This window comes from Streptococcus infantis (genome assembly GCF_047463175.1).
Classification (GTDB): domain Bacteria; phylum Bacillota; class Bacilli; order Lactobacillales; family Streptococcaceae; genus Streptococcus; species Streptococcus infantis_AC.
This window is the reverse complement of the sequence record NZ_JASHEJ010000001.1, coordinates 19376-35628: the sequence shown is the minus strand read 5'-3', so window position 1 is coordinate 35628 and position 16253 is coordinate 19376. Positions and strand designations below refer to the sequence as shown.

Annotated in this window: 15 protein-coding genes and 1 pseudogene; 1 reads left to right on the top strand and 15 read right to left on the bottom strand. The window is 40.5% G+C overall.

Annotated elements, in window-relative coordinates; all coding sequences use genetic code 11:
* Positions 1–21: 21 nt before the first annotated feature.
* The 6 genes from QM859_RS00205 to QM859_RS00180 all read right to left on the bottom strand — a co-directional run bounded on the left by QM859_RS00205 (position 22) and on the right by QM859_RS00180 (position 5105).
* A complete protein-coding gene (locus QM859_RS00205) occupies positions 22–912 on the bottom strand; it encodes an RluA family pseudouridine synthase (protein WP_414261672.1) in 891 nt (296 codons plus the stop codon).
* A complete protein-coding gene (lspA, locus tag QM859_RS00200) occupies positions 902–1363 on the bottom strand; it encodes a signal peptidase II (protein WP_414261671.1) in 462 nt (153 codons plus the stop codon). Before lspA ends, QM859_RS00205 begins: the two co-directional genes overlap by 11 nt.
* Entirely contained in the window at positions 1360–2268 is a 909-nt protein-coding gene (locus QM859_RS00195; RefSeq protein WP_414261670.1) for a LysR family transcriptional regulator, read from the bottom strand. Before QM859_RS00195 ends, lspA begins: the two co-directional genes overlap by 4 nt.
* A 156-nt stretch (positions 2269–2424) precedes the next feature.
* The gene (gene sodA, locus QM859_RS00190; RefSeq protein ID WP_414261669.1) at positions 2425–3030 is read right to left on the bottom strand and encodes a superoxide dismutase SodA; all 606 of its coding nucleotides are present in this window, start codon (positions 3028–3030) and stop codon (positions 2425–2427) included.
* 69 nt (positions 3031–3099) lie between these two features.
* Positions 3100–4137 carry a DNA polymerase III subunit delta gene (holA, locus tag QM859_RS00185; protein WP_414261668.1) on the bottom strand — a complete coding sequence of 346 codons (1038 nt, stop codon included), beginning with the start codon at positions 4135–4137 and terminating at the stop codon, positions 3100–3102.
* A gap of 32 nt (positions 4138–4169) precedes the next feature.
* Positions 4170–5105 (bottom strand): dihydroorotate oxidase, encoded by a 936-nt coding sequence (locus QM859_RS00180; RefSeq protein WP_414261667.1) that lies wholly within the window; start codon positions 5103–5105, stop codon positions 4170–4172.
* Positions 5106–5332: 227 nt separating this feature from the next.
* Between QM859_RS00180 and gdhA the strand changes: the two genes are divergently transcribed.
* Positions 5333–6679 carry an NADP-specific glutamate dehydrogenase gene (gene gdhA / locus QM859_RS00175; RefSeq protein WP_414261666.1) on the top strand — a complete coding sequence of 449 codons (1347 nt, stop codon included), beginning with the start codon at positions 5333–5335 and terminating at the stop codon, positions 6677–6679.
* A gap of 92 nt (positions 6680–6771) precedes the next feature.
* On the opposite strand, the gene alaS is transcribed toward gdhA, so the two are convergent.
* From alaS to QM859_RS00130, 9 genes and pseudogenes are all read right to left on the bottom strand, one after another.
* Positions 6772–9390: an alanine--tRNA ligase gene (gene alaS / locus QM859_RS00170; RefSeq protein WP_414261665.1), complete on the bottom strand. Its 2619-nt coding sequence runs from the start codon at positions 9388–9390 to the stop codon at positions 6772–6774.
* Positions 9391–9405: 15 nt separating this feature from the next.
* Positions 9406–9891 (bottom strand): annotated as a pseudogene (locus QM859_RS00165) (LURP-one-related/scramblase family protein).
* 261 nt (positions 9892–10152) lie between these two features.
* Complete coding sequence (locus QM859_RS00160; protein ID WP_025170558.1) at positions 10153–10416, bottom strand: hypothetical protein; 264 nt, start codon at positions 10414–10416, stop codon at positions 10153–10155.
* A gap of 142 nt (positions 10417–10558) precedes the next feature.
* Entirely contained in the window at positions 10559–11629 is a 1071-nt protein-coding gene (locus QM859_RS00155) for an ABC transporter substrate-binding protein (protein WP_414261664.1), read from the bottom strand.
* Positions 11626–12399 carry an ABC transporter permease gene (locus QM859_RS00150; RefSeq protein WP_006150756.1) on the bottom strand — a complete coding sequence of 258 codons (774 nt, stop codon included), beginning with the start codon at positions 12397–12399 and terminating at the stop codon, positions 11626–11628. The genes QM859_RS00155 and QM859_RS00150 overlap by 4 nt, the downstream gene beginning before the upstream one ends.
* Positions 12396–13202 (bottom strand): ABC transporter permease, encoded by an 807-nt coding sequence (locus QM859_RS00145; RefSeq protein WP_414261663.1) that lies wholly within the window; start codon positions 13200–13202, stop codon positions 12396–12398. The genes QM859_RS00150 and QM859_RS00145 overlap by 4 nt, the downstream gene beginning before the upstream one ends.
* Positions 13183–14340 carry an ABC transporter ATP-binding protein gene (locus tag QM859_RS00140; protein ID WP_414261662.1) on the bottom strand — a complete coding sequence of 386 codons (1158 nt, stop codon included), beginning with the start codon at positions 14338–14340 and terminating at the stop codon, positions 13183–13185. Before QM859_RS00140 ends, QM859_RS00145 begins: the two co-directional genes overlap by 20 nt.
* Positions 14341–14474: 134 nt before the next feature.
* Entirely contained in the window at positions 14475–15380 is a 906-nt protein-coding gene (gene murB / locus QM859_RS00135) for a UDP-N-acetylmuramate dehydrogenase (protein WP_414261661.1), read from the bottom strand.
* A gap of 118 nt (positions 15381–15498) precedes the next feature.
* The gene (locus QM859_RS00130; protein ID WP_414261659.1) at positions 15499–16248 is read right to left on the bottom strand and encodes a YhfC family intramembrane metalloprotease; all 750 of its coding nucleotides are present in this window, start codon (positions 16246–16248) and stop codon (positions 15499–15501) included.
* Positions 16249–16253 lie beyond the last annotated feature (5 nt).

Genomic DNA, 16253 nt, shown 5'->3' with positions numbered 1-16253 from the left:
TCGCTTGAGTCCTTTTTTTGTTTAGTTATTTCGAAGTTTCTCTAAAGTTTCTTTGAAGATAACTGGAATTTCAGAAGTAAATTCCATAGTTTCACCAGTCCTTGGATGGGTAAAACCAAGCGTCTTAGCATGGAGAAATTGTCCATGTCCCTTTAGGGTTTTACGAGGTCCATAAACCTCATCACCAGCGACAGGATGACCGATATAAGCCATGTGCACACGGATTTGATGAGTTCGTCCTGTTTCCAGTTGCAACTCTAATAAAGAATAGTCACCAAAGCGTTCTAAGACTTGGAAACGTGTCACTGCTGGTTTTCCTTTGGCAGTAACAGCTTGTTTCTTACGGTCTTTTTCGCTACGACCAATTGGCGCCTCAATGACACCTCGGTCGTTTGGAAGATTACCATGAACAATAGCCCAATATTTTCGAAGAGACTTCTTGTCCTTCAATTCTTGAGCGAGCGCCATGTGAGCTTCATCATTTTTAGCAATCATGAGAAGCCCAGATGTATCCTTATCAATACGATGGACAATTCCTGGACGCAACACACCATTGATTCCTGATAAGTCCTTGATATGGTACATGAGGGCGTTTACCAAGGTACCACTGGTATGACCAGCACTTGGATGAACGACCATTCCTTGAGGTTTATTAACTACTGCTACATCCTCATCTTGGTAAATAATTTCTAAAGGAATATCCTCTGCTACATACTCCAAAACCTCTGGTTCGGGAACTTGATAGGTAATGACATCCCCCTCTTGGACCGTATACTTGGCTTTCTTGACCTGGCCGTTGACCAAGACTTGACCTGACTTGATTTGTTCATTGGCGAGACTACGAGACAATTCTGTCAAATCTGACAAAGCCTTATCTAAACGTACTCCGCCTCTTTCAACTTTAATTTCCATTCATTTCCTCTTTTAGCATTGCAAGCAATAACACAACGACTCCTACTGTCAGATAACTATCAGCCACATTGAAAATCGCAAAATTGATAAAGTCTAAGTGAAACATATCAACGACAAATCCTTGGCTAATGCGATCAATGAAGTTTCCCAGACCACCTGCGATAATCAAAATTAAACCAAATACCGTCCAGAGGGAGTCCTCGATATGCTTATGCAAATACCAAATAGCTCCCGCCATAACGACTAGCGTTATAACTGCAAAAAACCACTGTTGATCTTGTAGCATGGAGAAAGCAGCCCCTCTATTTTGCAGATAAGTTAAACTAACCAGATTTGGGATCCATGTTTTAACTTCACCTAGAGCAATATTCTGAACGACATAAGCTTTTACCAATTGGTCTAACACGATTAAGGCTGCTATGAATCCTGCTACTATTCCTCTTTTTTTCATGCTTTCCTCTTCTGATCAAAATACTCTTGCATAACCTCTACGAATAAAGTCCCCGCTTGGCTCAAGTCTACTTCCTCACGTTTCACATAAACCATGCGATTATTGAGATTATCATTTAGTGGAATAACCGTAATTCCGTTGACACTATCGCTATCCAAGAATCCAGAACCAGTCGCATAAGCATTTGTTCTTTCAAGAATTCCATTTAAGGTAGCACGGTCTGTTACGTTAAACATCTGAGAGCTGGCACTTGTATCCACAAAGTTTTCTGAGTAATAGAGATATTCATCCTTTTCTTGTGTGAAACGAACTGTTGGCAAATCAACTAAATCTTCCATAACCAACTCTTTTTTCTTGGCTAACGGATGTCCTTCACGCAGATAGATATGCGTCTGGAAAGGAATCAACTCAATCACTTCAAGTCCTAACTTTTCAACCCGTTGCATGATTCCTTTTTGGTTTTGATTGTTGAGGTAGATAATTCCAATCTCACTATGTCCTTGGGCTACTTCATCCAAAATCTGAACAGTTGTAGATTCAAAAATACGAAAATTCTTATAATCAGGATATTGTTGCGAAAAAGCTGTAATGGTTGGTGGCAAGAAATCATAGTGCTGGCTGGCTATTGAAAACTCATCTTTCTCCTCTTCAGGATTGGCATACTGATTTTGGAAAACATCAAATCCTTTAACCAGATCTTGTGCCTTTTCATAAAATTCCATCCCACGACGTGTAAGAAAAGTTCCTGAACTGGTTCTACGAAAAATCTTGAAGCCAAGCTCTTTTTCCAAGTCTCTTACAGAAATAGATAGACTGGGTTGGCTAACGTACATTTTCTCAGCCGCTTCACGAAAAGTACCACTATTAGCAATAGCTACAACGTAGCGTAATTGTTGAATATTCATGATTTCTCCTTCGATTTCTATCTTATCATTATACCATAAATCAAGCCTATCCAACAAAGGAAAATCATAAGACAGTTACTTCTAAGAAAAGCAAACAAAAAACACCTTTAAAGCTAGACCCAAGATCCAACTAAAAAGGGGTGTTATCAAATGCGATTATTTAGCTGCTGCGTAAAGCTCGTCTACTTTATTCCAGTTAATAACTGAGAAGAAAGCTTTGATGTAGTCAGGACGAACGTTGCGGTATTTCACGTAGTAGGCATGTTCCCAAACGTCCAAGCCCAAGATTGGTTTTTTACCTTCTGAGATTGGTGTGTCTTGGTTTGCAGTTGAAGTCACTTCAAGCTTACCTTCTTTGTTAACAACCAACCATGCCCATCCAGAACCAAAGCGTGTTGTAGCTGCTGCAGTGAAAGTTGCTTGGAATTCTTCAAATGAACCAAATGTTGCATCAATTGCTGCTGCAAGTTCTGCTGAAGGAGCTGTTTTTTCAGGAGTCATCAATTCCCAGAAAAGAGCATGGTTCAAGTGTCCACCACCGTTGTTAATAAGCGCTTGACGGATATCAGCTGGGATAGATTCTACGTCAGCAAGCAATGCTTCAAGGTCTTCACCAATTTCAGGGTGTTTTTCAAGAGCTGCGTTTGCGTTATTTACATAAGCTTGGTGGTGTTTGTCATGGTGCAAATGCATTGTTTCAGCATCGATGTATGGTTCCAATGCGTCGTATGCGTATGGAAGTTCTGGTAAGATAATGGCCATCTGTAATACCTCTTTTTCTTTCTATATAAAGATGATAACGCAATCATCCTATTTTTTCAAGTTATTTGCTCAATTTGACTGACTTGCAATCTGTAATAAGGCCCTCTCAAACAGATAACCTTTCTCGTAAACACCTGTCTTAATTTGATAATCAGCTTGGATAATATAACGAATAGAATTCTGTAGAAAATCCAGGGATAGTCTTCGAGAATCTCGAAGGGCAAACTTGATTTGGTAAGGATTGGGATTACGACCAAGGTAGTTCCCTAAACTGCTGACCATCTGTGATTCTGTCTGACCAGACTCTTGCAATATTTTTACTTGGGTATAGAGTCTAAACTGCCCCAGCATAATGGCAATCAGTTTAATCTCATCTTCTCCCTGTAAGGTCAAGTCCTTGACTAAATCACGTGCCTGATCGATTTTCTTCCCTAAAATCAATTGGGTTAAATCAAAGATATTATCCTGCAAAGTCTTTGGTATGGCTTCAACAATGTCTTCTTCTGTAATGTCACCATTATCCTTGTAGGCCTGTAAGAAGAGTAGATTTTTCTGAATTTCACTGAACTGAAAACCAGACTTGATAAGCAACTGTTCAAAGGAATTTCCATCAAAAGTAAGTCCTTGTTCCTGAGTCCACTTTTGAAAATAGGCTCGCAACTCTTGCTCTTTAGGTTCAAGAGCCTCAAATACTGTCGCATCACGCTTAAGTAATTTGACCAAACGTCGCTTGCTATCTAACTTGCCTTCAGCAAAGATTACTAATTTACTTGAGGGTACAGGATTTTCCAGATAGTCTTCAAAGGCCTTGAGCTCATCATAAGTTAGATAACGTTTTTTAGCAGTTGTAATATCGAGAAAATGATCTAAAATAACAATTTTTTCATCCGCAAAGAAAGGAAGACTGACCAACTCTAGTTCCAAGCTTTTGTAGTCTACTTCTTTCATGTCAAAATAAGCAAAGTTCAAATCTGCAGGATCGTATCCGATTTGCTTTAGAACCTGAGTTTTCATGATGTCGTACTGTCCTTGATCAGCCCCTGTAAACAGGGTCAAACTAGGAAGGTTCGCTAAGGATAGCTTTCGACTTTCTTCTATGGCTAGCATTTATTCTCCTTTCTTGTTAGTTTAGCTTCTATTTAATCCATATAATTCAATTTACCACGGAAATCATCTAGGCTTTGATAACCTTTTTCCACCATAATTTCTTTGAGTTCCTTGGTAATACGCTCAAAAGCACCTACTCCTTCTTTATGAAGAGTAGTTCCTACCTGCACCATGCTAGCACCACATAAGATATGTTCAAAAGCATCACGCCCTGTTAATACTCCACCAGTTCCAATGATTTGAATTTCTGGATTTAAGCGTTGATAAAAGGCATGGACATTGGCAAGGGCAGTTGGTTTAATGTATTCTCCACCAATTCCACCAAAGCCATTCTTAGGACGAATCACGACAGACTCATCTTCGATATAAAGACCATTTCCAATAGAGTTGACACAGTTGACGAATTTGAGTGGGTACTTGTTAAAAATAGCTGCCGCTTGGTCAAAGTGAACAATGTCAAAATAAGGTGGAAGCTTAATTCCAAGAGGTTTTGTAAAGTAGGCAAAGACTTCTGACAAGATACGGTCTGTTGTTTCAAAATCATAGGCAATCTGAGGTTTTCCTGGAACATTTGGGCATGAGAGATTGAGTTCAGTTAAACCACGGAAATCACTTTCTTGCACCTTTTTCAAGATGGTATGAGTTTCCTCTGGAGACATTCCAACTAAAGATAGAAAGAAGGTACGATTTGGTTCCTTTTCTTGCAATTCCAAAAGGTAGTTCAAGTAATAGTCTAAACCATTATTTGGCAACCCCATAGAGTTAATAGAACCAAGTGGAACATCTTGATAGCGTGGTTCAGGATTTCCCTGACGAAATTCCAAGGTTGCAGTCTTAGTGACAAAGGTTCCTGCTGCTGAATTTTTGACACCTTCCAACTCCTCAATTGTCATACAAGCAACACCTGCTGCATTCATCAAGCAATTGTCAAACTCAAAACCAGCGATCTGTGTTTTAGTTGATACCATGATTCTATTCCTCCGAATTCCTTTATATCTCTACTATTATACCATACTTTAACAGGACCCCTTTCATAAAAGTGGGTCTATAAAAAGCTGTGCAGATTCATCTAAAAAAAGGAGCTGATTCAAATTGAAAGAATTTTTAGAAAATTTGTGTTTTTTCCTTTACACTGAAAAATTTTTCTGCTATAATGTCTCATGTAATAAAATATGACAACATAAAGGAGAACGATATGACATCTGCTAAAGAATATATCCAAAGCGTGTTTGAAACTGTAAAAGCTCGTAACGGGCATGAGGCTGAATTTCTCCAGGCGGTTGAAGAATTCTTCAGCACATTGGAGCCTGTCTTTGAAAAACACCCTGAGTATATCGAAGAAAATATCTTGGCACGTATCACTGAGCCTGAGCGCGTGATTTCTTTCCGTGTTCCTTGGGTTGACCGTGACGGTAAAGTTCAAGTGAACCGTGGTTATCGTGTTCAATTTAACTCAGCTGTTGGACCATATAAAGGCGGACTTCGTTTCCACCCAACTGTAAACCAAGGGATTTTGAAATTCCTAGGATTTGAACAAATTTTTAAAAATGTCTTGACTGGACTTCCTATCGGTGGAGGTAAAGGTGGATCAGACTTCGATCCCAAAGGCAAGACTGATGCTGAAGTGATGCGCTTCTGCCAAAGCTTCATGACTGAATTGCAAAAATACATCGGACCATCTCTTGACGTACCTGCTGGTGATATCGGTGTTGGTGGACGTGAGATTGGTTACCTCTACGGTCAATACAAACGCCTCAACCAATTTGATGCTGGTGTCTTGACTGGTAAACCTCTTGGTTTCGGTGGTAGCTTGATTCGTCCAGAAGCAACAGGTTACGGTTTGGTTTACTATACTGAAGAAATGCTTAAAGCAAACAGCAACAGCTTTGCTGGTAAGAAAGTCGTGATTTCAGGTTCTGGTAATGTAGCCCAATACGCACTTCAAAAAGCGACTGAACTTGGTGCAACTGTTATCTCTGTATCTGACTCAAATGGCTATGTCATCGACGAAAATGGTATCGATTTTGACCTTCTTACAGATGTTAAAGAAAAACGTCGTGCTCGTTTGACTGAATACGCAGCAGAAAAACCAACTGCTACTTACCACGAAGGTTCTGTATGGACTTATGCTGGCAACTATGATATCGCCCTTCCATGTGCAACTCAAAATGAGATCAATGGTGAAGCAGCGAAACGCTTGGTTGCTCAAGGCATTATCTGCGTATCTGAAGGTGCCAACATGCCTAGTGACCTTGATGCGATTAAAGTCTACAAGGAAAATGGAATCCTTTACGGACCTGCTAAAGCTGCCAATGCTGGTGGTGTTGCTGTATCAGCTCTTGAAATGAGCCAAAACAGTCTTCGACTTTCATGGACTCGTGAAGAAGTTGATGGACGTCTCAAAGACATCATGACCAACATCTTCAACACAGCTAAAACAACTGCTGAAACATATGGTCTTGGTACTGATTATCTTGCAGGGGCAAATATCGCAGCCTTTGAAAATGTAGCAAATGCTATGATTGCCCAAGGTTTGGTTTAATTCCTAGTAACTATATAACTCCTCACATCTCCTGTGAGGAGTTTTTCTTATTCACAGAAAAATACCTATCCAAATGGATAGGTATTAAATGATTACAATTTACCTGCTACTGCATCCAACAATTCTTGGATTTTCGCTTGGTTACTTCCTCCTGCCATGGCCATGTCTGGTTTACCACCACCACGTCCATCAACGATTGGAGCTAATTCTTTAACCAAGTTACCTGCGTGGATGTCTTTTGTCTTGCTAGCTACAAGGACATTCACCTTGTCACCGATGGCTGCGACCAGAACAAGCACATCAGAGTAGTCTTTTTGCTTCCAGTTATCTGCAAAGGTACGAAGAGCACCTGCATCTGATACTGAAACTTGACTAGCAATGTAACGGTGTCCTTTTGCTTCTTGAACATTCTTAAAGACATCGCCTGCTGCCGCTGCTGCTGCTTTTTCCTTCAATTCAGCATTTTCTTTTTGCAATTGACGGAGTTGTTCTTGAAGTCCTTCAACCTTGTGAGGTACTTCTTTGAGTTGAGGAGCTTTAAGAGTTGCTGCGACTGCCTTAAGTGCATCTTCCTGTTCACGATACGCTTCGAAGGCTTCCTTACCAGTCACTGCCAAGATACGACGAGTTCCTGAGCCAATTCCTTCTTCTTTAACAATCTTGAAGAGACCGATTTCAGAAGTGTTACCTACGTGAGTACCACCACAAAGTTCAACTGAGTAGTCACCAATGGTCACAACACGGACTTCTTTACCGTATTTCTCACCAAAGAGGGCCATAGCTCCCATTTCTTTGGCTGTGTCAATGTCTGTCTCAACAGTTTCCACTGCGATGGCTTCCCAGATCTTCTCATTGACTTGTTGCTCAATAGCGCGTAATTCTTCAGGAGTGACAGCTTGGAAGTGAGTGAAGTCAAAGCGAAGGAATTCTACTTCATTCAGAGATCCTGCTTGAGTAGCATGGTGGCCAAGGATATTATGAAGAGCTGCATGGAGCAAGTGAGTGGCTGTGTGGTTCTTCATGACACGATGACGACGATTGCTATCGATAGCCAAAGTGTATTCTTGGTTTAAAGCAAGAGGAGCAAGAACTTCAACGGTATGCAATGCTTGTCCGTTTGGTGCTTTTTGAACGTCTGTCACAGTCGCTACGACATTTCCTGCAGCATCCAAGATTTGACCATGGTCAGCTACTTGTCCCCCCATTTCAGCGTAAAATGGAGTTTCTGCAAAGATCAGTGATGCAGTTCCTTCTGAAACAGCTTCTACTTCCGCATTGTCCGCTACGATAGCCACTAATTTTGAAGGTAATTGGCTGGCATTGTAGTTGAAGACACTCTCAACAGTAATGTTTTGAAGGGTTTCATTTTGCATCCCCATGGATCCGCCTTTAACAGCTGATGCACGCGCACGTTCTTGTTGCTCTTTCATGGCTGCTTCAAAGCCTTCACGGTCTACAGTCATTCCTGCTTCTTCAGCGATTTCTTCTGTCAACTCTACTGGGAATCCGTATGTATCATAGAGTTTGAAGACATCTTGTCCAGCGATAACTGTTTGGCCTTTTTCTTTCAAGTCTGCTACGATTGTTTCTGCAAAATGCTGACCTGAGTGAAGGGTACGAGCAAATGACTCTTCCTCGCTTTTAACGATTTTTTCGATAAAGTCACGTTTTTCAAGCACTTCTGGGTAGTAGCTTTCCATGATTTTACCTACAGTTGGAACGAGTTTGTAAAGGAAAGGCTCATTGATACCCAATTTTTGACCATGCATAGAAGCACGACGAAGGAGACGACGAAGGACATAACCACGACCTTCATTTCCTGGAAGAGCACCATCACCGATAGCAAATGAAAGCGAACGGATATGGTCAGCGATGACCTTGAAGCTCATGTTTTCGCCATCTTGGTCATAGACCTTACCAGACAATTTCTCAACCTCACGGATGATTGGCATGAAGAGGTCTGTTTCAAAGTTAGTCTTAGCACCTTGGATAACGGCTACCAAACGCTCCAAACCAGCGCCCGTATCAATGTTCTTGTGTGGTAATTCCTTGTACTCGCTACGAGGGACTGCTGGGTCAGCGTTAAATTGTGACAAGACTATGTTCCAGATTTCGATGTAACGATCGTTTTCGATATCCTCTGCAAGAAGGCGAACACCGATGTTTTCTGGATCAAATTCTTCTCCACGGTCGAAGAAGATTTCTGTATCTGGTCCGGAAGGTCCAGCACCGATTTCCCAGAAGTTGTCTTCGATTGGAATCAAGTGACTTGGATCCACGCCCACTTCGATCCAGCGGTTGTATGAATCTGTGTCATCTGGATAGTAAGTCATGTAGAGTTTGTCTTTAGGGAAGTCAAACCACTCAGGACTTGTCAAAAGTTCATAAGCCCAAGTGATGGCTTCATCACGGAAGTAATCTCCGATTGAGAAGTTCCCCAACATTTCAAACATAGTATGGTGACGCGCCGTCTTCCCTACGTTTTCAATATCGTTGGTACGGATAGCCTTTTGCGCATTGGTAATACGTGGGTTCTCAGGAATAATAGTTCCGTCAAAGTATTTCTTGAGGGTTGCTACCCCTGAGTTAATCCACAAAAGCGTTGGGTCGTTTACTGGAACCAAGCTAACAGATGGTTCTACAGAGTGGCCTTTACTTGCCCAGAAATCAAGCCACATTTGGCGGACTTGTGCACTAGATAATTGTTTCATAATGTCTCCTTTTTACTAATTTGATTGACTTTCTAGCATTTCCACATAGTCTATAGCGACACAGAGGGAAATGACTAGGTCAGCATAAGATTCGTCATAGACTGTTACAGTATAGGTAGAGGTTAAATGGAAAAGTTCCTTGGTAATCTAAGCAATCACTTGGTCACGGTCATCCAAAAGTTTAAAATTCAAATCCCAGATATTGCCTTCGATACGAAGACCGAGATTGTCGAACTCATACTTATCTTTGAAGAAAGTGAGCTTCTTTCGAATATAAAAACTATCACCGTTGCTAAGTTGAATCTCAAAGCGTGGCATGAAGGTAAGAATTTCTTTACTAATTCCACTGACTTGTTCACCAACTGCATCGTAGATGGTAAAAGTCTTTGGAATCTTAAAAAATGAACCTTCAACCTGATAGGCGACATTGCCCATTTCATCCTTAATCTCAAAGCGTTCACCACCTAGGCGAAATTTTTGTTTGACAAGAAATGTTCTCATTAGCACCTCCAAAAATAAAAGACAAATCCATATCACGAAGGGCGAAAAACCGCGGTACCACCTTCATTCAATGAACTTGTCATTCTTGATTCTTATGCAATTGTTACAATCGAGTAGCATGATTTTCTATCTTAGATGGCTCGCAGCACCGCCATTTCTCTGGTCTAAGATGGAGAGAAAATCAATTCTCAACTCTCTTATTATAACGTTTTTTTAAGCTTGCGTCAACTGGGAATAATCCTCATTTAAATAACCAACTCCCTATATCCCTGATGACTTTTTCAGGATATATTTTTTCTTACTGCTATCACTCTTTTTATCCCAACTTTTATCCCACATTTTCGAATTGCTAAAGATAGCTACGAAAATATTTGCAAATATAAAGAACCCTATCACCAAATGTATGGAATCAGTTGTTAGATATTGCCGATCCAAGCCATCCTTTAAATGGAATAGTATAATTGTTTGGTCAACAATCAAAAAGGTTGGCCAGTAACTTTTTTTGAAAAAAGTAGACATTTTCATGATTTGTTACCGCTTTCTATTATGATAAGATTAGTATACTACTAGGAAATAAAATAAGCAAATAGGATAGTAAAAATAAATAGCTATACAACTATTCAAAAAACGAACCAGCTTGATTGATTCGTTTTTAGTTTATTTACTCCTACTTCCGATACATCTTAAATTGTAGGAAGAGGTCGCTATAGATTCCTGTCCATTTATGGTCAAATTTTTCATAAACTTCGAGGTGTTTCATTGTATCTGCATCTGGATAGAAGGATTTATCCTCTTTTGTCTCCTCTGGGAGCATTTCCTTAGCAGCATTGTTTGGTGTTGAATAGCCAACATACTCTGCATTCTTGAGAGCATTTTCAGGCTTCAACATGAAGTTGATGAAGGCATAAGCTGCATCTTGGTTCTTGACAGTTTTAGGAATAACCATGTTGTCAAACCAGAGATTGCTTGCTTCTGTCGGCACGACATATTTGAGGTTAGGATTCTTTTCCAACATCTGACTGGCTTCTCCTGAGAAAGTCACACCGATAGCAGCATTATTCTGAATCATGTAACCCTTCATCTCATCGGCTACAATTGCCTTGATATTAGGAGTTACCTCATAGAGTTTATCGACCGTTTGTGATAGTTGTTGAGGATCTTTTGAGTTAAGACTATAGCCTAGTGAGTTAAGACCTAAACCAAGCACTTCACGCGCCCCATCAAAGAGCATAATCGAATCCTTGTATTCTGGGTTCCAGAGGTCATCCCAATGTTCAGGCGCTTCTTCCACCATGGTTTCATTGTAGACAATTCCCAAAGTTCCCCAGAAGTATGGGATAGAGTACTGATTGTTTGGGTCAAAGGACTGGTTGAGAAATTCTGGACCAATATTCTCAATTCCCTCAATCTTACTATAATCTAATGGAACCAAGAGGTCTTCGTCCTTCATCTTATTAATCATGTACTCACTTGGGATGGCAATATCATAGGTTGTCCCGCCCTGCTTGATTTTGGTGTACATGGCTTCGTTAGAGTCAAAGGTTTCGTACTGAACTTGGATTCCTGTTTCTTCTGTAAATTTCTCCAGAAGTTCAGGGTCGATATAGTCTCCCCAGTTGTAGATAACCAATTTTTGGCTATCCCGACTATTGATTTTACTATCAAGATGATAGGAAATTCCCCACAAGACAAGGATAATGGCTAAAATTCCTGCTAAAAATGAATAGAGTCGTTTCATGCTTTCTCCTCCTTCTCACGTGAAATGAAGTAATATCCAACTACTAGGATAATACTAAAGAGAAAGACCAAGGCTGAAAGAGCATTGATTTCTAGCGAAATTCCCTTACGAGCCCGAGAGTAAATCTCGACTGACAAGGTTGAAAAACCATTCCCCGTTACAAAGAAGGTCACGGCAAAGTCATCTAGTGAATAAGTGAAAGCCATAAAGTAGCCTGCGATGATAGACGGCGTCAGGTAAGGAAGCATAATTTCCTTGAACATTTGGAACTGACTAGCTCCAAGGTCATAGGCCGCATGAATCATATCTCCATTCATCTCTTTCAATCGAGGCAAGACCATGAGCACTACGATTGGAATCGAGAAGGCTACGTGACTGGAAAGTACCGTCAGAAAACCAAGTGAAAACTTGAGTTGGGTAAAGAGAATCAAGAAGCTGGCACCAATCATAACGTCGGGCGCAACCATCAAAATGTTATTGAGAGATAGAAAGGCTTCTTGGTACTTTTTACGTGATTGATAAATGTAAATGGCACCAAAGGTACCAATCACTGTCGCAATCAAGGCTGATAGAAAGGCTAGTAAAAAGGTTTGAACCAAGATCAGCATGAGCCTTCCATCTCCAAACATGGTTTCAAAGTGAGATAAACTAAAGCCTGTAAAGCTGTTCATATCATCCCCAGCATTGAAGGCATAACCAATCAAGTAGAAGATTGGCAGATAGAGGACGATAAAAACGAAGGCTAGGTAAAGATTCGATAATTTTTTCATCGTTCTCTCCTTTCCTTAGTCACCCACATAGTGACAAACATGGTCAGGATAAGAACAACACCGATAGTTGAACCCATACCGTAATTGTCGTTAGTTAGGAAGTTCTGCTCGATGGCAGTCCCCAAGGTAATGACTCGGTTCCCCCCAATCAAACGTGTTAACATGAAGAGACTCAAACTTGGGATAAAGACAGATTGAACCCCACTTCTTACCCCATTCATTGACAGAGGGAAGATGACATGGCGGAAGGTTTCCCACTTAGTTGCACCGAGGTCATAGCTAGCATTAATGAGATTATTATCCATATCATCCAAAACGTTGAAGATAGGTAAAATCATAAATGGAAGCTCGATGTAGCTTGCGACAAAGATAAATGAGAAATCTGTAAATAGCAACTGCTGAGAACCGATTCCGATAAATTCTAGGAATTGATTAATAGAGCAATTTTGACCAAAAATTCCGATAAAGGCATAAGCCTTGAGCAGTAGGTTGATCCAAGTTGGTAAGATGATCAGCATGAGCCAGAGTTGACGGTGTTTGAGACGAGTCAAAAAGAGGGCTGTTGGATAGCTAATCAAGAGTGTCACTAGAGTCACAATCCCTGCATAAAGAACAGAGTTGAAGCTCATTTTGAGATAGGTTAAGTTTTGTGACGCAAAATAGGATTTATAGTTTTCTAAACTAAACTGGCCTTCGATGTTGAAAAATGATTGTCCAAAAATCAAGACCAGGGGTGCCAATACAAAGAGTGCAATCCAAAGCATGTAGGGCACTACAAAGAGTTTAGAGGTTGTTTTCTTCATCTCTCTCCTCCTCGATAGCGTTAATCAAACCTGCTTCTTGCTCTTCGATTTCTACGTATTCTTCGATACGAGCATCGAACTCTTCTTCTGTTTCATTGAGACGCATGATGTGGATGTCTTCTGGTTCAAAGTCCAGACCGATTTCCTCACCAACGATGGCCTTACGAGTCGAGTGAATCATCCATTCATTGCCAAGCTCGTCATAGGCGATAATCTCATAGTGAACTCCACGGAAGAGCTGCGTATCAACCTTAACTTGAAGTTTCCCTTCTTCAGGAAGAGTGATGCGCAAGTCCTCTGGACGAATCACGACTTCGACTGGTTCATTTGGCTTCATACCACCATCGACCGCTTCAAATCGTTTGCCATTGAACTCGACCAAGTAGTCCTCGATCATGGTTCCTGGCAAGATGTTTGATTCACCGATAAAGGTAGCAACAAAGTGGTTGATAGGCTCATCGTAGATATCAACTGGTGTACCAGACTGAACGATTTCACCGTCATTCATAACGAAAATCCAGTCGCTCATGGCCAAGGCTTCTTCCTGATCGTGGGTAACAAAGACAAAGGTAATGCCCAATCGTTGTTGCAGTTCACGCAGTTCGTACTGCATGTCTGTTCGCAACTTTAAGTCCAAGGCTGATAAAGGTTCGTCTAATAGGACCAATCGAGGTTGGTTGATGATCGCACGCGCAATAGCTACACGCTGGCGTTGGCCTCCAGATAACCTACGGATAGAACGTTTTTCGTAGCCTTCAAGCTGTACCATCTTGAGAACTTCTAAGACACGTTGTTCGATTTCTTTTTTATCGACCTTTCGCAATCGCAATGGAAAGGCAACATTTTCAAAGACATTCATGTGCGGGAACAAGGCGTAAGATTGGAAGACCGTGTGAACATCGCGCTTATTGGTAGGGATATCATTGATTCTTACGCCATCCAGCAAAATATCACCCGTCGTTGCGTCTAGCAAACCTGCAATGATATTTAGGATGGTTGATTTTCCTGAACCAGAAGCTCCTAGCAGTGTATAAAATTTTCCTTCTTCCAACTCAAAGTTAATATCCTTGAGAACCTTAGTGTCACTATCTTCAAAAACTTTAGAAACGTTTCTGAATTCGATAATTGGTTTTTTCAATTCCTCTAAATTCCTTTTTCTTCGTAAATTAACAGATTGGGACCTTGTAAAATGCTAGCAATGACTGTAAGGAATTGACCCAAACCATATCTAGCGATAAAATCCCAATCTTTGTATAATGTTTAATAATAATGTTATTCGTGTTCACCCAAGATACGAACCTCTCGCTCAAGGGTAACACCAGAATGTTCTTTAACTTTTTCAATGACAGACTCAATTAAGTCTTCATAATTTCTAGCAGTTCCATCAGCTACATTTATCATAAAGCCTGCATGCTTTTCTGAGACTTCGACACCGCCGATACGGTAGCCCTTCAAACCAGCTTCTGAAATCAATTGTCCTGCAAAATGCCCAACCGGACGTTTAAAGACAGAACCACAAGATGGATACTCCAACGGTTGTTTGAGTTCTCGTAAATGAGTCAAGCGTTCCATTTCTTGTTTGATAGTCTCATAATTTCCTGGAGATAGTGCGAATTTAGCTGATAAGACGACTGCTCCAGATTCTTGAATGGCTGAATGACGATAACCAAAGGCTAAGTCTTTGACAGATAAAGTCTCGATTTCACCATCTTTTGTTAAAACCTGACACGATTGCAAGATATGAGCAATCTCACCACCATAGGCACCAGCGTTCATAAAGACAGCACCACCGACGCTTCCTGGAATTCCACAGGCAAACTCAAAACCCGTCAAACTATGACGTAGAGCAATACGAGTCGTTTCAATCAAGTTAGCTCCAGCTTCTACCTCAATTGTATAGCCATCAACTGTGACATTATTTAACTTATCACACATAATGACAAAGCCACGAATTCCGCCTTCTCGGACGATAATATTACTAGCATTTCCGAGAACCATCCATGGGATATTTTCTTGATTGGCAAACTTCACCACACGAGCCATCTCATAACGATTGCGAGGAAAAACCAAGTAATCTGCCTTTCCTCCGACTTTTGTATAGGCATAAGATTTTAAGGGCTCATCGAAACGAATATCGATTCCTTTTAAGGTTTCATTTATTTTATCTAATACAGTCATTTTACTCTTCCTTTTATAAAATACATTCTATTATACCATTTTTAGGAGCATTTTTCGATGATTTGATGAGCTTTTTTATCCATGCAGATAAAAAAGAGGTTAGACCTCTTTTGCATGATTATTTTTTATATAAGATTGTTTTTGTAAAGTATACAAATAGGACAACTTCCACTGCTAACAACCCTTCGACTAGAAGCGGATTTGAAATCCAACCAACCTGAGATAGACTCGGAGCCAAATCAAAGAAGGCATGTAAGCCATAAGCAGTTGCTAGATAAATCCAATTCTTTTGACGAACTGCTTGATAAACCCAGAAAGTGAGACCGATTTGCATAATCAGAGCAAGCACACGCTCAACACCTAGTAAATAAACCTGCCATCCAGATAGAGATTGAACTGTTTCAAGTGTATTTTGGGGAAGGATATTTGCCAAATCTGGATTTGAAGACTCTAATAACGAAAAGAGGATCAAAAGACTAATCAAGCTCCCCACTCCGAGGTAGAGCAATTCCAAGCCACCATGACCAAGTCCATAGGCGAGGGCATCCGAATCTTTCAAAGCTCTCTTCTTCTCTAACCATTTAAAGAAGACAAGGCGCGCCGTTTCTTCAAAGAAAGCTGCCATAGCGATTCCATAAAGGACATATAGAAAAGGATGCTCCTGCATAAGCGAAATGGTTCCATCTTTTTGTGGATGAAGAACGATAAGGTGAACAATTTTCTCCAGTACCTGAGATGAGACAAAAAATGCGACTGCCCCAAGGCCTAAAACTGAAAGGTTAATCTTGTACTTCTTTTTTGAGAACCAAATGGCAGCTATGAGAATTACAAATAAAGCTATCATTGTGATTATTACATGAATTTTCATACTTT

Excerpts from the sequence above, each read along its gene's own strand:
- QM859_RS00205 (WP_414261672.1), bottom strand. The coding sequence starts at position 912 with ATGGAAATTAAAGTTGAAAGAGGCGGAGTACGTTTAGATAAGGCTTTG.
- lspA (WP_414261671.1), bottom strand. The coding sequence starts at position 1,363 with ATGAAAAAAAGAGGAATAGTAGCAGGATTCATAGCAGCCTTAATCGTG.
- QM859_RS00195 (WP_414261670.1), bottom strand. The coding sequence starts at position 2,268 with ATGAATATTCAACAATTACGCTACGTTGTAGCTATTGCTAATAGTGGT.
- sodA (WP_414261669.1), bottom strand. The coding sequence starts at position 3,030 with ATGGCCATTATCTTACCAGAACTTCCATACGCATACGACGCATTGGAA.
- holA (WP_414261668.1), bottom strand. The coding sequence starts at position 4,137 with ATGCTAGCCATAGAAGAAAGTCGAAAGCTATCCTTAGCGAACCTTCCT.
- QM859_RS00180 (WP_414261667.1), bottom strand. The coding sequence starts at position 5,105 with ATGGTATCAACTAAAACACAGATCGCTGGTTTTGAGTTTGACAATTGC.
- gdhA (WP_414261666.1), top strand. The coding sequence starts at position 5,333 with ATGACATCTGCTAAAGAATATATCCAAAGCGTGTTTGAAACTGTAAAA.
- alaS (WP_414261665.1), bottom strand. The coding sequence starts at position 9,390 with ATGAAACAATTATCTAGTGCACAAGTCCGCCAAATGTGGCTTGATTTC.
- QM859_RS00160 (WP_025170558.1), bottom strand. The coding sequence starts at position 10,416 with ATGAAAATGTCTACTTTTTTCAAAAAAAGTTACTGGCCAACCTTTTTG.
- QM859_RS00155 (WP_414261664.1), bottom strand. The coding sequence starts at position 11,629 with ATGAAACGACTCTATTCATTTTTAGCAGGAATTTTAGCCATTATCCTT.
- QM859_RS00150 (WP_006150756.1), bottom strand. The coding sequence starts at position 12,399 with ATGAAAAAATTATCGAATCTTTACCTAGCCTTCGTTTTTATCGTCCTC.
- QM859_RS00145 (WP_414261663.1), bottom strand. The coding sequence starts at position 13,202 with ATGAAGAAAACAACCTCTAAACTCTTTGTAGTGCCCTACATGCTTTGG.
- murB (WP_414261661.1), bottom strand. The coding sequence starts at position 15,380 with ATGACTGTATTAGATAAAATAAATGAAACCTTAAAAGGAATCGATATT.
- QM859_RS00130 (WP_414261659.1), bottom strand. The coding sequence starts at position 16,248 with ATGAAAATTCATGTAATAATCACAATGATAGCTTTATTTGTAATTCTC.